Source organism: Achromobacter pulmonis, from assembly GCF_902859765.1.
Classification (GTDB): Bacteria; Pseudomonadota; Gammaproteobacteria; order Burkholderiales; family Burkholderiaceae_B; genus Achromobacter; species Achromobacter pulmonis.
In genome coordinates, this window is sequence record NZ_CADIJV010000018.1 from 1 (window position 1) to 17161 (window position 17161).

At 69.6% G+C, this 17161-nt stretch carries 14 protein-coding genes; 9 read left to right on the top strand and 5 right to left on the bottom strand.

Translation table 11 applies throughout. The annotated features are described in order from the left end of the window. Positions 1-1107: acyltransferase family protein (locus tag HV701_RS15800; protein WP_338077769.1), on the bottom strand; the 1107-nt coding region annotated here is incomplete at its 3' end. Positions 1108-1358: 251 nt separating this feature from the next. Here HV701_RS15800 and HV701_RS15805 point away from each other — a divergent pair. The 3 genes from HV701_RS15805 to HV701_RS15815 all read left to right on the top strand — a co-directional run bounded on the left by HV701_RS15805 (position 1359) and on the right by HV701_RS15815 (position 3603). After that, positions 1359-1889, top strand: a complete 531-nt coding sequence (locus HV701_RS15805) for an META domain-containing protein (protein ID WP_175133991.1) — start codon at positions 1359-1361, stop codon at positions 1887-1889. Between the two features lie 83 nt (positions 1890-1972). Continuing rightward, on the top strand, positions 1973-2767 hold the full coding sequence (locus HV701_RS15810; protein WP_175133992.1) for an META and DUF4377 domain-containing protein: 795 nt from the start codon (positions 1973-1975) through the stop codon (positions 2765-2767). Positions 2768-2865: 98 nt separating this feature from the next. Next, entirely contained in the window at positions 2866-3603 is a 738-nt protein-coding gene (locus tag HV701_RS15815; protein WP_175133993.1) for a sulfurtransferase, read from the top strand. A 123-nt stretch (positions 3604-3726) separates the two neighbouring features. Here the strand turns inward: HV701_RS15815 and metG are convergent, their stop codons facing one another. Both metG and HV701_RS15825 read right to left on the bottom strand, forming a co-directional pair. Then, positions 3727-5793 (bottom strand): methionine--tRNA ligase, encoded by a 2067-nt coding sequence (gene metG, locus HV701_RS15820; protein WP_175133994.1) that lies wholly within the window; start codon positions 5791-5793, stop codon positions 3727-3729. Positions 5794-6007: 214 nt separating this feature from the next. After that, positions 6008-6283, bottom strand: coding sequence for a hypothetical protein (locus tag HV701_RS15825; RefSeq protein WP_175133995.1), 276 nt, complete (start codon positions 6281-6283; stop codon positions 6008-6010). Positions 6284-6384: 101 nt separating this feature from the next. Between HV701_RS15825 and apbC the strand changes: the two genes are divergently transcribed. The 4 genes from apbC (at position 6385) to dcd (ending at position 13752) form a co-directional block, all read left to right on the top strand. Continuing rightward, positions 6385-7473, top strand: coding sequence for an iron-sulfur cluster carrier protein ApbC (apbC, locus tag HV701_RS15830; protein WP_175133996.1), 1089 nt, complete (start codon positions 6385-6387; stop codon positions 7471-7473). 3 nt (positions 7474-7476) lie between these two features. Further along, entirely contained in the window at positions 7477-9369 is a 1893-nt protein-coding gene (locus HV701_RS15835) for an autotransporter assembly complex protein TamA (RefSeq protein ID WP_175133997.1), read from the top strand. Next, positions 9366-13100 carry a translocation/assembly module TamB domain-containing protein gene (locus HV701_RS15840; RefSeq protein ID WP_420867819.1) on the top strand — a complete coding sequence of 1245 codons (3735 nt, stop codon included), beginning with the start codon at positions 9366-9368 and terminating at the stop codon, positions 13098-13100. Before HV701_RS15835 ends, HV701_RS15840 begins: the two co-directional genes overlap by 4 nt. Before the next feature lie 88 nt (positions 13101-13188). Continuing rightward, entirely contained in the window at positions 13189-13752 is a 564-nt protein-coding gene (gene dcd, locus HV701_RS15845; protein WP_175133998.1) for a dCTP deaminase, read from the top strand. 43 nt (positions 13753-13795) lie between these two features. Here the strand turns inward: dcd and HV701_RS15850 are convergent, their stop codons facing one another. Beyond that, the gene (locus HV701_RS15850) at positions 13796-14653 is read right to left on the bottom strand and encodes a GNAT family N-acetyltransferase (RefSeq protein ID WP_175133999.1); all 858 of its coding nucleotides are present in this window, start codon (positions 14651-14653) and stop codon (positions 13796-13798) included. A gap of 161 nt (positions 14654-14814) precedes the next feature. Here HV701_RS15850 and HV701_RS15855 point away from each other — a divergent pair, with 161 nt between their 5' ends. Next, on the top strand, positions 14815-16056 hold the full coding sequence (locus HV701_RS15855; RefSeq protein WP_175134000.1) for a GGDEF domain-containing protein: 1242 nt from the start codon (positions 14815-14817) through the stop codon (positions 16054-16056). A 13-nt stretch (positions 16057-16069) separates the two neighbouring features. Here the strand turns inward: HV701_RS15855 and HV701_RS15860 are convergent, their stop codons facing one another. After that, complete coding sequence (locus HV701_RS15860; RefSeq protein ID WP_175134001.1) at positions 16070-16591, bottom strand: GNAT family N-acetyltransferase; 522 nt, start codon at positions 16589-16591, stop codon at positions 16070-16072. 117 nt (positions 16592-16708) lie between these two features. Here HV701_RS15860 and HV701_RS15865 point away from each other — a divergent pair, with 117 nt between their 5' ends. Beyond that, the gene (locus HV701_RS15865; RefSeq protein WP_175134064.1) at positions 16709-17161 is read left to right on the top strand and encodes a hypothetical protein; all 453 of its coding nucleotides are present in this window, start codon (positions 16709-16711) and stop codon (positions 17159-17161) included.

Sequence of the window (17161 nt, forward strand, 5' to 3'; positions counted from 1 at the left end):
CAAGCCTGCGGCCGAGTGGCGCGGCCCGGCCGTCGGCTGGCCGGCCGGCGAGGCGCCGCGCAGGCGCCGCCGCAACCGCTCCACCGGTTCGGCGACCAGCACGTTCAGCAGCGCCGCGAAGCCGATGCTGCCTGCCACCACCAGCGTCATGAACATCATCGGCTGGCGCAACTGCGTACCATCGAGCAGCCAGCCAAAGAACACGATGACCAGCGCGTGGCAGATATAGATCGGATAGCTCAGCTCACCAATCGCCTTGTCCAGGCGATAGCGCGCCTGGAACAGGAAAGCCAGCGGCATCAGCGCGGCGAACAACAGCACCGCCAGGCCGTCGCGCACCGTCGGCGGCAAGGCGATGGAAAAATGCGCCAGCGCGTACAGCAGCAGCAGCGCGGTGCCGAGTTCGGGCAGGCGCCGCAGGCGCGCGCTCCACGCCTGCCAGCGCGGCAGCAGCACCTGGTGCGACAGCGAGCCGGCCAGGAACAGCGCCAGTTCGGTCGGAAAGAAGCGATAGGTCCAGGGGTCGCTCCTGCCGATGCCGCTGGCCACCAGCGCCACGCGCAATGCCAATGAGGCCAGCAGCAGGAGCAGCAGGCGTCGTGGCGAATGCAGCACGAAGGGCGCGATCAGGTAGAAGCTCAATTCCACGCCCAGCGTCCAGGCCTGCGGCACCAGCAGGCCCTGGTACAGCGGCACGTCGCTGTGCGCGAAACTGCCGGTAAAGGCCAGCGCGCCGTGTTCGATGCCGAAGAACATCAGCCAGTCCTGTCCCAGGATCAGCAGGTTCGACAGCGCCAGGTACACGGTTGCGGTCAGCGGCAGGCCGTCATAGATGCGCCAGAACGGCGACTCGCCGGCGCCGGCATAAGCCAACAGCGTCAATGCGGCCACCACCAGGTAGACGGGATACAGACGCAGCGCGCGGTTGGCGTAGAACCGGCCCGGCGCGCCCTGGTAGTGGTCGGTGGCGGTAAGCACGTAGGAAATCAGGAAACCCGAGATCACGTAGAAAAGCTGCACCGCCAGGCGTCCGCCCACCAGCCGGTCGGTGGCGGCGCCGCCCAGGTGGTCCAGTACGACAGACAGCGCCAGCAAGGTTCTCAGCATGCCCATCGCCGTGTCTCCGGAAATTGTTGTCGTCGCCCGAGGCTGTTGCCGGCCAGGCGCGAAGCGTCAATCGATTCTGCGCGCCCGGGCGGCCCGCCGCCATGCGGCATTCGATGCAACCCCTCCGGCGCGCGGTTTAGCGCGCCCGGCGCGATGTGCTGCTTTGGGATTCGGCTGTCGGGATGAGGCGCGGGACGGGGCCTGCCCAGGGCGGTTACAGTCGAGGGAGTGTCTTTTCTGGAGGGCTGTCCATGTCTACTTTCCTGTCTTCGCGATATCGCCTGGCCGGTGTCTGCGCGCTGGCCATGGCGCTGGCGGGCTGCGCCGGATCGACCGCAGGCGCGCGTCCCCAGGGCGCCGCTGCCGCCAACGCGGCCAGCAGCGCCGATTCGCTGGCCCAGACCAGCTGGGAGCTGGTGCGCTGGACGCAGCCCGGCGGCGCCCTGCGCGAGATTCCGCACGGCGACAATGGCGAACCGATCCGCCTGACATTCCTGGCGCAAGGCAGGCAGTACCGGACCGAAGGTTTCTCGGGTTGCAACCGCTACATGGGCCGCTACCAGCTCCAGGGCGGCAAGCTGTCGATCGAGGCGCGCGCCGCCACCCGCATGGCGTGCGTGCCGGCGGCCCGCGCCGCGCTCGAGAACGACTATCTGCGCGGCCTGGGCGCGATCGACTCGTTCACGCTGGACAGCGGCGGCGCGCCGCGCCATTTGAGCTTCAATCTGCGCGGTGGCGACGTCCTGGAATTCGAGCGCCGCCAGGATCCGCCGACGCCCTGAAACCGGCGCCGCGCCTACAATGGACGCTACCGCGCCGTGCGGCAAGCGTGCCGGGGCGCCCTGGTTTTCCACGGGAGATATCGATGTTCTTGTCCTCTTCCTGGCGCTGGATCGCGCCTTGCGCGCTGGGCCTGGTGCTGGCGGCCTGCGCGGCGCCGCCGCGCGGCGCGGACGGGCGCGACCCGCGCTTCCAGCCGGCCGCCGCCTCCGACGTGCTGGCGCAGACCAACTGGGAGCTGGCACGCTGGACCCGCCCGGGCGGCGCGCTGCGCGAGATCCCGCATCCGTCGTCGCATTCGGTGCCGTTGACCATCGGCTTCATCCATGACCAGGGCGCCACGCGGGCCACCGGCTTTGCCGGCTGCAACACCTACAGCGCGCCCTACACGGTGGCCAACGGCCAATTGATCATCCCCTCCGGCCCGGTGGCGACCATGAAGGCCTGCGCGCCCGTGAACATGCGGCTCGAACAGGAATTCCTGGCTGCGCTGACGCGCATCACCGCCACCTCGTTCGACAACACCAGCAATCCGCAGCGCATGACCTGGGCGCTGAGCAACGGCGACACGCTGGATTTCGGCCGCCGCCTCGATCCGGTCGCCGGCGGTCAGGTGGGCGCGACCAAGCTGGTCTACGTCAACGCCGAACGCGTGCCCTGCAACGCCGGCGCCGGCCGCGCCATGTGCTATCAGGTGCGGGACACCCCGACGCAGCCGTGGCAGCTCTGGTACGGCGACATCACCGGCTTCGATTTCCAGCCCGGCATCCGCTATCGCCTGCGCGTGGTCGAGGTCAGGGACCCGAATCCGCCGGCCGACGCCTCGGGCTTGCGCTGGGTGCTGGACGCGGTGGTGGAACAGGAAATCGTGCGGCGCTGAGCCGGCGCGCTGCAGGCCCGCGCTTGACCCGCGACAAGCGGGCCGCGCGGGGCAGCGATTACTATTACGGCCTTCGCCGCTTTCCGCCTTGCTTTGCCATGTCTTCCGTCGTCAATATCGCCGCCTACAAATTCGTTTCGCTGGACGCGTTGCCCGAGCTGCGCGCGCGGCTGCTGGCCGAGGCCGGCGCGGCCGGCCTGAAGGGCACCATCCTGCTGGCCGGGGAGGGCATCAACCTGTTCCTGGCGGGCACGGCGGACGGCATCGACACCTTCCTGCGGGGCCTGCGCGGCGACGCCCGGTTTGCCGATCTCGAAGTCAAGTTCAGCCACAGCGCGCAGGTGCCGTTTCGCAAGCTGCTGGTCAAGATCAAGCGCGAGATCATCCGCATGGATCACCCGGCGATCCGGCCCGAGGCCGGCCGTGCGCCGGGCGTGGACGCCAGGACGCTGGCGCGCTGGCTGCAGCAGGGGGCCGACGACAGCGGGCGCCCCGTGGTCATGCTGGACACGCGTAATGCCTTCGAGGTCGACGAGGGCACCTTCCGCGATGCCATCGACTGGCGCATCGACCGCTTCACGCAGTTCCCGGCGGCGGTGCAGGCGCACCGCGCCGAGCTGGCGGGCAAGACCGTGGTCAGCTTCTGCACCGGCGGCATCCGTTGCGAGAAGGCGGCCATCTACATGAACGAGGCCGGCATCGAGAACGTCTACCAGCTCGACGGCGGCATTCTCAAGTATTTCGAGGAAACCGGTGGCCCAGGGTTCGACGGCAAGTGTTTCGTGTTCGACGAACGCATTTCGCTCGATCCGGCGCTGGCGCCGAGCAAGGACTGAGATCGCCGCGACTGATTGCGCCATTCGCTGCCGAGCGCCCGGCGCGGCGCGACCGTCACGACAAAAAAATGAGCCCGCCGATCGGCGGGCTCATTTCATTGGGCGGGTGCGCGGATCGCGCGATCAGCGCACGCGCATGCCGGGCTTGGCGCCGGGGAACGGCTCCAGCACGTAGATGCCGGCGTCGACGGCCTCGTCAGCATGGCTGGCGGCCAGCACCATGCCTTCCGAGACGCCGAACTTCATCTTGCGCGGGGCCAGGTTGGCGACCATGACGGTCAGCTTGCCGATCAGGTCTTCCGGCTTGTAGGCCGACTTGATGCCGGAGAAGACGTTGCGGTGGCGGCCTTCGCCCACGTCCAGCGTCAGGCGCAGCAGCTTGGTCGAGCCTTCGACGTGTTCGCAGTTGACGATCTGCGCGATGCGCAGGTCGACGCGGGCGAAGTCGTCGATCGAGATGGTTTCGGCCAGCGGTTCGCCGCCGGGGATCACGGCGGGGGCGGCGGGCGGCTCGAACAGGTCTTCCAGCATCTGCGGCTCGACGCGCTGCATCAGGTGCTTGAACGGCGCCACGCGCTGCGGCAGCACCGCGGCATCGGCCCAGGTGAAGTCGGCGTCGGCGCCGAACAGCTCGCGGGCGACGCGCTCGGCCAGGGCCGGCAGCACCGGCGCCAGCATCACCGACAGGGCCTTGAAGCCGGCCAGCGAGCGCGAGCAGATGTCCTGCAGCGCGGCCTTCTGCGCGGCGTCGGCGCTGGCGATGCCCTTGGCCAGCACCCACGGCTGGGCCGTGTCGAAGGCCTGGTTGATGCGGTCGGCGTAGGCCATGATCTCGCGGATGGCGCGGTTGTATTCGCGCGCCTCGAAGGCGGCGCGAATCGACTCGGCCTGCGCGGCATACTCGGCCGACAGCGCGGCGGTGTCGCCCGCATAGGCCAGGGCGCCGTCGAAATGCTTGGTGATGAAGCTGGCGGCGCGGCTGGCGATGTTGACGTACTTGCCGACCAGATCGCTGTTGACGCGGGCGATGAAGTCTTCCGGATTGAAGTCGACGTCCTCCACCCGGGCGTTGAGCTTGGCGGCGATGTAGTAGCGCATCCATTCGGCATTCATGCCGAGTTCCAGATAGCGCAGCGGCGAGATGCCGGTGCCGCGGCTCTTGGACATCTTTTCGCCGCTGACGGTGATGAAGCCGTGCACGTTGACCGCGTCCGGCGTCTTGCGGCCGGCGAACTTCAGCATCGCGGGCCAGAACAGCGCGTGGAAATAGACGATGTCCTTGCCGATGAAGTGCACCTGCTCGGTGCTGCCGGCCGGATCGAGCAGGGCGTCGAAATCCAGGCCCTTGACCGCGCAGTACGACTTGAGCGAAGCCAGGTAACCGACCGGCGCGTCCAGCCAGACATAGAAGTACTTACCCGGCGCGTCCGGGATCTCGATGCCGAAATACGGCGCGTCGCGCGAGATGTCCCAGTCGCCGAGCTTGGCTTCGCCGTCCTCGGCGCCCAGCCATTCACGCGTCTTGGCCAGCATTTCGGGCTGCAGGTGCTTGCCGCCGCTGGCGTTGCTGCCGGTGGTCCATTGCTGCAGGAATTCGACGCAGCGCGGGTCCGACAGCTTGAAGAAGAAGTGATCCGACGACTTCAGCACCGGCGTGGCGCCGGTCAGGGCCGAGTAGGGGTTGATCAGGTCGGTCGGGGCGTAGACCGCGCCGCAGACCTCGCAGGAGTCGCCGTACTGGTCCTTGGCATGGCACTTGGGGCATTCGCCCTTGATGTAGCGGTCGGCCAGGAACATGCCCTTGACCGGATCGTAGAACTGCTCGATGGAGCGGGTTTCGATCAGGTCCTGCGCCTTGAGCGCGCGGTAGATGTCCTGCGACAGCGCGACGTTCTCGGGCGAATCGGTGGTGTGCCAGTGGTCGAAACGGATGTGGAAACCGTTCAAATATTGCGGACGCTCGGCGGCGTAGCGCGCCACCAGCGCCTGTGGCGTGATGCCTTCTTTCTCGGCCTTGAGCATGATCGGCGCGCCGTGCGCGTCGTCGGCACCCACGAAGTGCACCGTGTGGCCCGCCATTCGCATCGAACGAACCCAGATGTCGGCCTGGATGTACTCCATGATGTGGCCGATGTGGAAGGATCCGTTGGCGTAGGGCAGCGCAGTGGTGACAAAGAGAGTGCGAGACATGGTTGTCGGTCGAGGTTGAGGGGAAAAATGGGTTGGCCGGCCATTTTAGGGCAACGGCGGGGAGACGCCCGGCGCAGAGGGGGGCGGCCCCCCAAAACGAAGCAACCCGCCGGTCGCGCGCGGCGCGTCTGGCGGGTTGTATCGCGGTGAGCCGGGAGACCGGCCGCTGGCGCGTGAGGCGGCGGCGAGGCGGCCGCAGCCGGTGCGGCCGCGCTTAGCGGACTTCGCGGGCCTCGACGTCGATCACGTCGCCGCGCGGCTGCGTGGCGAACGGGGCGCTGGCGGGCTGGAACGGGCTGGGACGGGCGCCCTGGCGCTGGCTCCAGTAGGCGCGCACGCCGAAAGGCTTGCCGCGCACCTTGGCGACCACGTACAGGATCGCCACGGCGATCGCCGTGGACAACATGAAGACCAGCGCCATCGCCATGCCGATCAAGGCCAGGGCGGCGAATAGGACGGCTCGGAAGAAGCGGATAAGAGTATTGGTCATGAAGGTCGGATGCAAAACGCAGCGAAAGGTTCCCGTGTATCCGCTATCCTTTAGGGGATGGCGGCCCGCAGACGCCGCGCTGCCTACGGAACCATAGTGACATGAGTATAACGATAGAACACATCCGCGCCGCGCTGCGCGGCGCGCAAGACCCGAATACCGGCCTGGACCTGGGTGTTTCTGTAAAAGATCGTGACATTCGAATCGACGGCGGCCGCGTTGGCGTGGCGCTGGAACTGGGTTATCCGGCCGACGCCGCGCGCGATCAGGTGCGCGCCATCGCGGTGGCGGCGCTGGCCGCCGCCGGCGCGCCCGGCGCCGACGTGGACATTTCCTGGAAAGTGGCCGCGCACGCGGTGCAAAAAGGCCTCAAGCCGCTGCCCAATGTACGCAACATTATTGCGGTCGCTTCCGGCAAGGGCGGCGTGGGCAAGAGCACCACGGCCGTGAACCTGGCGCTGGCGCTGGCCGCCGAGGGCGCCCGGGTCGGTTTGCTGGACGCCGACATCTATGGCCCCAGCGTGCCGACCATGCTGGGCATTTCGGGCCGTCCCGAGAGCCTGGACAACAAAAGCATGGAGCCGCTGACCGGCCACGGCCTGCAGGCCAACTCCATCGGCTTCCTGATCGACGCGGACGCGCCCGCCATCTGGCGCGGCCCCATGGTCACCCAGGCGCTCGAACAACTGCTGCGCCAGACCAACTGGCGCGATCTCGATTACCTGATCGTCGACATGCCGCCGGGCACCGGCGACGTGGCGCTGACGCTGGCGCAGAAAGTGCCGGTAGTGGGCGCCGTCATCGTCACCACGCCGCAGGACGTGGCGCTGCTGGATGCGCGCAAGGGCCTGCGCATGTTCCAGAAGGTCGAGGTGCCGATCCTGGGGGTGGTCGAGAACATGGCCATCCACATCTGCTCGCAGTGCGGCCACGCCGAGCACATCTTCGGCGAGGGCGGCGGCCAGCGCATGGCCGCGCAGTACGGCACGCCCTGGCTGGGCAGCCTGCCGCTGACGCTGGCGATCCGCGAGCAGACCGATGCCGGCACGCCGACCGTGGTGGCGGACCCGGGCAGCGAAGCGGCCGGGTTGTACCGCGCCATCGCGCGCAAACTGGCGGCGGGCGTCGCGGCGCTGCCCCGTGACATGGCCGGGAAGTTCCCGTCCATCGTCGTGCAGCAGCCGTCTTGACGCATGCAGTGGGCGGCCCGGGCCTTCTTGGCTGGACTTTGCGTAGTGGCGGGCGAGGCGATGGCCAAGCGCCCGGAGATCATCGTGGACCCGGGCGGCGTGCCGCCCGCCGCGTTGCAGGCGATCACCGAGGCGGTGGACGCCATTGCGCGCCTGGCGGAAGACCAGGACGGCGGCGAAATCAATCGCTTGCGGCGCCGCGCGCGCGACGCCACGCTGGCGGCGCTGGCCACCCAGGGCTATTTCTCGCCCACCGTCACGCTCGAGGCCGGCACCGACATCGGCGGTGAAACCTGGGACATCGGCATCGTGCCCGGCAAGCGCACCACGGTGTCGTCGGTCGACCTGACGTTCACCGGCCGCATCACGCGGCCGGAATACGCGCAGCGGGTGCAGAAACTGCGCGACGACTGGCTGCTCAAGCCTGGCCAGCCTTTCATCAACGCCGACTGGAACAGGGCCAAGTCTTCATTGCTGGACGAAGTCTCGGTGCGTGATTTCATGCTGGCGCGCATGACCGCCTCCGAGGCCGACGTGCAGGCCGACGCGGCCTCGGCGGCCTTGCGCGTCACCATCGACAGCGGGCCGCTGGTACGCATGGGCGAACTCAGCACCGAAGGGCTGGAGCGGGTGCCGCCCAAGCTCATCACCCGTTATGTGCGTTACTCGCCGGGGGCGGTCTACGACCAGAACCGCCTCGACGAATGGCAGCAGGACCTGCAATCGACCGCGTTTTTCCGGGGCGCCTTCGTGTCGGTGCGCCAGCCGGGCAGCGCCCAGCAGCCCGTCGAACCCGCCAGCGACCGGGCCCGCGCGCCCGGCGCGGCCGACGTGGCCGAATCCACGCCCGCCGGAGATCCTGCCGTGTCCGGCGCCTTGCCGCCGCCGCCAGCCAAGTACGATTCCGACGGCGAGGTGACCCTGCCGCTGCAGGTGCGCGTGGTCGAGGCGCCGCCCAAGCGCCTGTCGGTTTCGCTTGGCGTCGACGACGAGGCCGGCGTGCGGCTGGAATCGCTCTATCGCCAGAACGTGGTGTTCGGCCAGCCGGTGACCATGGAATCCGGTTTCAGCGTCGACCGCCTGCAGCAACGCGTCTACACCGATTTCCTGCTGCCGCCGACCGAGCGCGGCTACAAGGACTCCATCGGGGTGCTGGCGCAGCATTCCGATATCCAGGGGCTGGACGTGACCCGCTACGCCCTGGGCGCCACCCGCAGCCAGGAGCGCAAGGGCGCCGGCGACAGCCGCGTCACCTACGAAACCCGCTGGGGCCTGCTGCTGGCGCAGGACCACGTCAAGATCGACGGCGGCGATGAATACACGCTGCCCACGCTGACCGCCACCGGCGAATGGCTGCGGCGCGATGTCGACAACAAGTACGACCCGCGCGAGGGCAACCTGATCGCCCTGGGCGGCGGCGTGGGGGTGACGCTGGATACCGGCGAGCCGTACACCCGCGCCCGTTTCCGCGCGCAGAAGTGGTGGCCGATCGGCAAGCTGGACGTGCTGACCGTGCGCGGCGAGGTTGGCCGCGTCTGGGCCAACGGCAATGTGCAGGTGCCGGACGATTTCGGTTTCCGCACCGGCGGCGCGCGCTCGATCCGTGGCTACAAGTACCAGAGCATCGGCCTCAAGCGTGACAACGCCACCGTGGGGGCGCCGGCGCTGGTGGTCGGCAGCGTTGAATACGATCACTATTTCAATGAGCGCTGGGGCATGGGGGTGTTCCTCGACGCGGGGGATGCGGCCCAATCCTTTGGCGACATGTCGCTGGCGCTGGGTTACGGCGTGGGCGCGCGGGTGCGCACGCCGGCTGGCCCGCTGTTCCTGGACGTGGCCTATGGCCAGCGCGAGCGCGACCTGCGCCTGCACTTTTCGCTGGGGATCGCGTTTTGACGGCGCTGCGTCGATTCCTGCGGCGCCTGCTGGTGTGGTGGCTGCCGGGGCTGGCGATGCTGGCGGTGCTGGCGTGCAGCTTCATCTTCTGGCTGCTGGCCTCGCAGACCGGGACGCGCCTGCTGCTGACCACCGCGGCGCAGCAGCTCGATGGCCAGGCGCTGGCGGTGCGCGGTTCGATCCTGCGCGGCCTGAACGTCGGCCGGCTCGACCTGAACGTGGACGGCACCCGCATCGGCATCAGCGACCTGCGCCTGCGCGTGCATTGGCGCGCGCTGGGCAACCGCTTGCTGCACGTGCGCGAGATCGCGGCGGGCAAGGTCGAGGTCGTGCTGGCCCCCAGCCAGGAGGCGCCCGCCGACACGGGTGGCGACGAGCCCTTCACCCTGCCGTCGCTGCCGGTGGACATCGCCGTGGACCGTCTGGCGCTGGGCGAGTTTCACCTGCTGCGGGACGGCCAGCCGTTGCCGGTCGAGCTGGGCGACCTGAGCGCCACATTCGCCGCCGGCAGCCACGGCGCGCAACTGCGTATCGCTCACCTGCGCGTGGGCCACGAGGTCGGCCAGGCGCAGGTGAGCGGGCAGGCCGAGTTGTCGGGCCTGGCCGATCCCTGGCCATTCGCGGCGCGGCTTGACGTGACGGCGCGCGGGGCGGGGCCGGATTCGCCGCTATGCCAGGCCGACCAACTCAGCGGCAAGTTCGCGCCGCCAGCAAAGCCGCGGGCCCAGGATGCCAAGGCGCCGGCGCCCGTGACGGCCGGCAATCAGGCGCCGGCCGCGTCGGCGGGCACGCCGCCGGTGGCCTCCAGGAACCCGGCCGCGAACGGCTTCGTCGGTCCGCCGGCCCCCGCCTGCCAGGTGCTGCTGCGCGCGGACGCGGCCGGCTCGCTGGAGGGTATCCAGGCCAAGCTCGATGGCACCGGCGCCGGCCTGGCCCTGAACGTGGCGGCCGAGCTGGCGCCGCGCACGCCGCTGGTGCTGCGCAGCGCGCGGGCCGATGCACGGCTGCCGGACAATTCGACCCTGGCGGCGCGCCTGGACCTGCAGGCCGTGGATGGCCGGCCGGGCCGCGACCGCATCGCCGGCAGTCTCCAGGCGCGCCGGCTGGATCTGTCCGCCTGGCTCGGCGCCGCGGTCCCGCCGGCGGTGGTCAGCGCCACCGCACAGTTGAGCGCCGAGTTCGAGAACCTGAGTCAGTTGCGCCAGGCCGCGATCGACCTGCGTTTCGAGGAGGGCGCGCGCTGGAACAGGCAGACGCTGGCGGGCACGGCCAAAGCCGAGCTGGATATCGACGCGCCCGCCGCCGCTGCGGTCCCGCCTGAGACGGGCGCCAGGCCGGCGCCCGGCGGTCCTGCCGGCGCTGGCGCGGCGGCGGCCGACCTGCTGGCGGGCTTGCGCATCCATGGCCTGGACCTGGACCTGAAGCTGGGTCCGAACCGGGTTCGCGCGCAGGGCGAAGTGGGCGGCACCGACGGCGCGCTGACGCTGGACGCGCAGGCGCCGCGGCTGGACGCATTCTGGCCCGGTATCCCGGGAGGCGCCGAGCTCAAGGGCAAGCTCACCGGCGCCATCGGCGCCCACAAGGGCGAATTCACCGCCGGCTATCGCCCGGCCCGGCCACGCCCCGGCGTGCTGGGCGAGTCGCCGGCCCAGGTCGGCATCGCTTTCGCCGGCGGCTGGGGCAAGGGGCCGGCGGACGCGGCCGATGCCTCCCTGGCCGGCTGGCGTGGCACGGTCTCGCGGCTGACGGCCGGCAGTGCCGGCTTCACGGTCTCGGTCGAGCGGCCGGTGACGCTGTCGTTCCTGCCGGCGGCGCGGGCGCCGCAGTGGCAGTGGCAGGTCGGCCAGACGGTGCTGGGCGTGGCCTTGCCGGGCAAGGAAAAGCTGGTCATTGCCCATCAGGGCTCGCGTGGCGGCGCCCGGCGCTGGGAAACCGCCGGGCGGGCCGACAACCTGGTCATCACCGCCGCCATGGCGCGCCAGGTGATCGCCGCGGTTGATCCGGAGGCGGCGGCGCGGATGAAGAAGGGGCCCAAGCGCGTCAACGCCGCCGTGGCCGAGAGCCAGCGGCGTATCGCGCTGGACGCCTCCTGGGATCTGAAATTCGACGGCCGCCTGGCCGGCCGTGCCCGCATCGCGCGCCGCGATGGCGATCTGCTGATTCCGGGCGACCCGCCGGTGCCGCTGGGCGTGAAGTCGCTGGTGCTGGACCTGAGCGCCACGCCCACGTCGGCCAACGCCAGCCGCCTGGATGCCCGGCTGGACCTGGCCACGGACAAGATGGGCAAAATCGCCGGCAGCGGCAGCGCGCTGCTGGTGGCCGATGCCCAGGGGGGCATGGCGCTGGACCCGCGCCAGCCGATCCGCGCCAGGCTGGACGCGGATATCGCCGATCTGGCCTGGGTCGGCTTGTTCGTCGGCGATTCCATGGAAATTGGGGGCCAGGTCAAGGCCAACCTGGAGGCGCAGGGCACCCTCAACGGCACATGGCGCGCCAGCGGCGCGATCCGGGGCGACAAGCTGCGGGTGGTGCGCATCGACGACGGCGTGCGCCTGATCGATGGCACGCTGTCGGCGCGCCTGGACGGTGACAAGCTGGTGCTGGACAGCCTGCGCTTTCCGGCCTCGCTGCGAGTCATGCCGGCCGAATGGCGCACCAAGGAGTGGATCACCAGCGATCCCGGCGCCAAGGGCGGCTACGCCGAAGCCAAGGGCCAGTGGAACCTGATCGACGGCGGCGGCAGCGTGCGCCTGACGCTGTACCGCTTCCCGGCGCTGCAGCGCTCCGACCGCTATGCCATGGTGTCCGGCACCATCGACCTGAACGCCGCGATGCCGCGCATCGACATCGTCGGCGACCTGAAGGCGGACGCCGGCTGGTTCAGCCTGGAGATTCTGCAAGGCGTGCCGTCGCTGGACGATGACGTCAAGGTGCGGCGCGCGGGCGACAACCCCGGCGCCGTTTCGACGCCGTTGCAGACCAGCATGAATCTGAAGTTCGACATGGGGCCGCGCTTCTACATCACCGGCATGGGGCTGGACGCCGGCCTGCTCGGTTCGATCCAGATCCAGCTCAACGACGGCCGCCTGACCGGCGTGGGCGCGCTGCGCACCCGCGGCGGCGGCATCGAGGCCTACGGCCAGAAGCTGCGGCTGCGGCGCGGCACGCTGACCTTCCAGGGCCGGCTGGACAATCCGTTGTTGGATATCGAGGCGCTGCGCACCGGCGAGCAGGTCGAGGCCGGCGTCAAGGTAGGGGGCACGGCGCAGCGCCCGCGCATCGACCTGGTGTCGTACCCGGACGTCAGCGATGTCGAGAAACTGTCGTGGCTGCTGCTGGGGCGCGGCCCCGACGAAAGCGGCAGCGACGCCGCCCTGCTGCTGTCGGTGGGCACGGCCCTGTTGGGTGGCGGCGAGCCGTTCTACAAGCAGTTCGGGCTGGACGACCTCAGCGTGCGCACCGGCAACCTGGGCAGTTCGGGCAGCATCCTGCCCGACCGCACCGTGGCCGGCGACGTCAACCGCGACAGCGACAGCCAACTGGCGACGCAGTTCCTGGTGGCCAGCAAGGCGTTCGCCAACGGCATCACGCTCAGCGTCGAACAGGCGCTGGCCGGCAGCGATACCGTGGGCCGGGCCAGCTACCGCCTGGCGCGCGGCCTGTCGCTGGACCTGAAGGGCGGCTCGGTCAATGGCATCGCCCTGGTGTATCGCACGTTCTTTGGCGATTGAGGCCCGCCGCCGTTCCGCCCCCGCTGGGGGCGGGGCGGCGCTCGGGATAAAATGACGTCCATTCCATTCCCCAAGCACCTTTGCCATCATGAGCATCAAAAGCGACCGCTGGATCCGCCGCCAGGCTGAAGTCGGCATGATCGAACCCTTCGAAGCGGGTCAGGTCCGCACGGCCAATGGCGGGCGCATCGTCAGCTACGGCACCAGCAGCTACGGCTACGACGTGCGTTGCGCCGACGAATTCAAGATCTTCACCAACATCAATTCCACTATCGTCGATCCCAAGAACTTCGACGAAGGTTCGTTCGTGGATTTCAAGGGCGATGTCTGCATCATCCCGCCCAACTCGTTCGCGCTGGCCCGCACGGTGGAATATTTCCGTATCCCGCGCAGCGTGCTGACCATCTGCCTGGGCAAGAGCACCTATGCCCGCTGCGGCATCATCGTCAACGTGACGCCGCTGGAACCCGAATGGGAAGGCCACGTCACGCTGGAATTTTCGAACACCACGCCGCTGCCGGCCAAGATCTACGCCGGCGAGGGCTGCGCCCAGATGCTGTTCCTGGAAAGCGACGAGGTCTGCGAGACCTCGTACGCCGACCGCGGCGGCAAGTACCAGGGCCAGCGCGGCGTGACGCTGCCGCGCACTTGATACCGCGCCGGGGGCCGCGGCGCCCGCCGGGCCCGCTGCCGCCTCAGGAGGCGGTTTGGCGCCCGGGCGCCTGGCGCAGGTAGTCGATGTCCCATTCGCCTTGCGCCACCGGCTCGAAGCCGTGGCGGCGATAGAAGCGGTTCGAGTCGCTGCCGCGCAGCGCGCCCACGCGCACCGGCAGGCCGCGGTGGTCTGCATCCCGCAGCAGGCGGCCCAGCACCCGGCTGCCCACGCCCAGGCCTTGCGCCGCGGGCAACACATACAGATGATCCAGCCGCAGGGCGTCGCCGTCGGGGCGCAGGGCGTAGAAGCCGACGCGCGCGCCGGCGCGCTCGATGAACCAGGTGTGGCCGGGGCTGAACGTGGCGCGCAGCCGTGCCCGGGCCCGCTCCGGGTCGAACCGGCCCAGGCGTTCCAGGCTGTCGCGCATGGCTTCGATGCGGATCGCCAGCAGGGCTTCGAAATCGGCTTCGGTCACGGGCGCATCGCGCAGCGTGTCCGCCGCCAGCGCATCGTAGCCGCGGCCCAGGAACTGCATGATGCAGATGCCATGACCGAACGGGTCGCTCAGGTGGGCGATGCGGCCCCAATCATGCGAAACCGCCGGATCTTCCAGCCGCGCGCCCGCGGCCACCGCCCGCGCCACCGCGTCATCGACGTCATCGACCACCACGTCCAGGTGCACCGGGGTCCAGTGGCGCGCGTAGTCGCGCGGCTGGCGCGCGGCGCCCGCGGCCGGTGTGCCGGCGGCCTTTTGCAGCAGGTAGATGGGCGCCGGGGCGCCCAGCATTTCGGCGCCGGTCGCGCCCAGCCGGCGCTGCAGCGCCAGGCCGAAGGCGCGGGTATAGAAATCGATGGCCGCCTCGAGGTCGGGCACGTCGATGTTGACCAGAATGCGCATGGTTTCTTTTCCTCGGGGACGGAGCGCAAAACATAGCACGCCGCGCGCGGCCGGGAACTGCGGGCAATGCGCTAAAGAACCTGCGGGGGCGACCGTAAAATGACATATGTGTTTGCCGATTTGGCGACGTCATTTCAGCAAGCGTGAGCAAGGCCCTATCCGTGCGTTACCCCCATATCCCCTGGCTGCCCCTGTTGTTCTACCCTGCGCTGCCAGTGATGGCGGCGGTCGGGCTGTTGCTGTGGCGCCAGTGGCCGCCGGCGCTGACCCTGATCATGCCGTTCGTGCCCTGGGTCATGGCGCTGGTGGGGGCGGCCATTTGCATGATGTACCAGCGCTCGCAGACCCTGGCGCTGATGCTGGCGGTGCTGGCCGCCGTGGCCGTGTGGCCAACGCTGGCCCGCCAGGCGCCCTGGGCGCTGGGGCCGGCGCTGGTATGGTGGTCGTTGGCCTATAGCATCAACGCGCTGTGGCCGGAACGCGCGGGCATGCTGCGCGACCTGGCGGCCCGCCTGGGCCTGATGGCGGCGGGCGTGGCCGCCATTGCGCTGGCCGGCAAGGAAGGTGTGTCGCAGCTGTTCGGCGAGCTGGCGGTGCAGGGCGTGCTGGCGCGGCTGGGGGTGCCGTTCGAGGCGCTGGCGGCGTTGCTGCTGACCGGCTTGACGCTGACTCTGCTGTTGTTGCGCTATGGCCGCCCGCAGCGGGCCGGCCAATGGCTGGGTTTCGTCTGCATGGCCTGGGCGCTGCCGCGCGGCGCCGAGCATGGCATCGAACTGGCCATGATGGCCGCCGCCGCGCTGACCTCGCTGTCCATTTCGCTGGCGCACGAGGGCTATCACATGGCCTTCCGCGACGAACTCACCGGCCTGCCGGGGCGGCGCGCGCTCAACGAGCGCCTGCAGCGCATGGGCCGCGTCTATACGTTGGCCATGGCCGACGTGGATCATTTCAAAGTATTCAACGACACCCATGGGCACGACGTCGGCGACCAGGTGCTGCGCATGGTGGCGGCGCAACTGCGCCGCGTGCCGGGCGGCGGCTACGCCTATCGCTACGGGGGCGAGGAATTCACGCTGGTGTTCCCGGGCAAGACCGCGGTCGAGGCGATGCCGCACCTGGAAACGGTGCGGCGCGCCATCGAGGCCTACCAGATGCGCCTGCGCGACAAGCCGGCGCGCCCCAAGGCCGACCAGCTCGGCTTGCGCCGGCGCGGCGTGCGCGCCGGCCGCAATGCGCGGCCGCTGCGCGTGACGGTGAGCATCGGCGTGGCCGAGCGCGGCGAGGCCTTGCGCGCGCCGGATGCGGTCATCAAGGCGGCTGACCAGGCGCTCTACAAGGCCAAGGACGGTGGCCGCAATCAGGTGTGCGCCTACGGCGCGCGGCGGCGCGCGGGCGCGGCCTGAGCGGCGCGGCGGTTCAGCGGCCGGGCAAGGGCAGCGCCATCAGCAGTTCATCGTAAAGCGTGCCGTTGACGCACAGGGCTTCCTGTTCGTGACCATACTGTTCGAAGCCGAGGCTGGCGTACAGCCGGCACGCGGCGGTGTTGTTGGCGGTGACGCTCAGGAGCACCGTGCGCACGCCGGGCATGGCGGCGGCGTGGTCGATCGCCGCCTGCAGCAACAGCCGCGCCAGGCCTTGGCCACGCCAGGCCGGCGCCACGTATACGCTCCAGACATGCGCCTTGTGGCGCATCTTCAGCTTGCGCTGCCGGGCCACCCCGATGATGCCGGCCAATGCCTGGCCGACGAATACGCCGAACATGGCGCTGTCGTCCACGGGGACGATCCAGGCGCGGATGTCCGCCAGTGTCAGCGTGTGTTCCTCTTCGTAACTCGATCCGAACGCTTCGGGGGTTTCGCGCAGCGCATCCAGGCGCAACTGGCGCAGGGCGGGGGCATCCTCGGCGGTAAGGCGTCTGACGAGCGGAGCGGGATTCATGGAGCGGAGCGAGTGTTGGGAATTGGGAACGGTCGAGGCCGCGCGCGGCCAGTATAGGCGGGCAGGCTGCCTATAATGGGGTCAACGCCGCTTGCGGTTTTCACACAGGAGCCAATGATGTTCGGTTTCCTCAAGATAAACCAGGACGCCAAGCGCGACGAGGTCCAGGAAGAGTTCGTGGCGCGCGTGGCCCATGCCGCGCAGGATTTCGTCCAGGCCGCCGGTCAGGCCGGCGCCGGGCTCGACTATTCCGTGTCGAGCGTCCATGCCCTTGATGACGTGCTCGACGCCGCGCATCTGGGCAAGTTGTCCCTCACCCCCATGCAGACCGTCGGCGCCGCCGCCTATCTCTACGAGGTGGTGCGGCGGGCCCATGGCGGGCTGTACGAAGTCTGCGACGACGAGGACCCGGTGGTGCTGGTATGCGGCGCGCCGCAGGCCGAGGTCTGCCTTGGGGCCATTGCCAAGGTCGAACGGCGCATCCGCTATGGCGCCGCCGAAGCCATCCCGCCGTACTTCGAGCGCTTCCTGGCGGCGCTGGCGGCGGGGGGCGACGTTACCCTGCGCTAG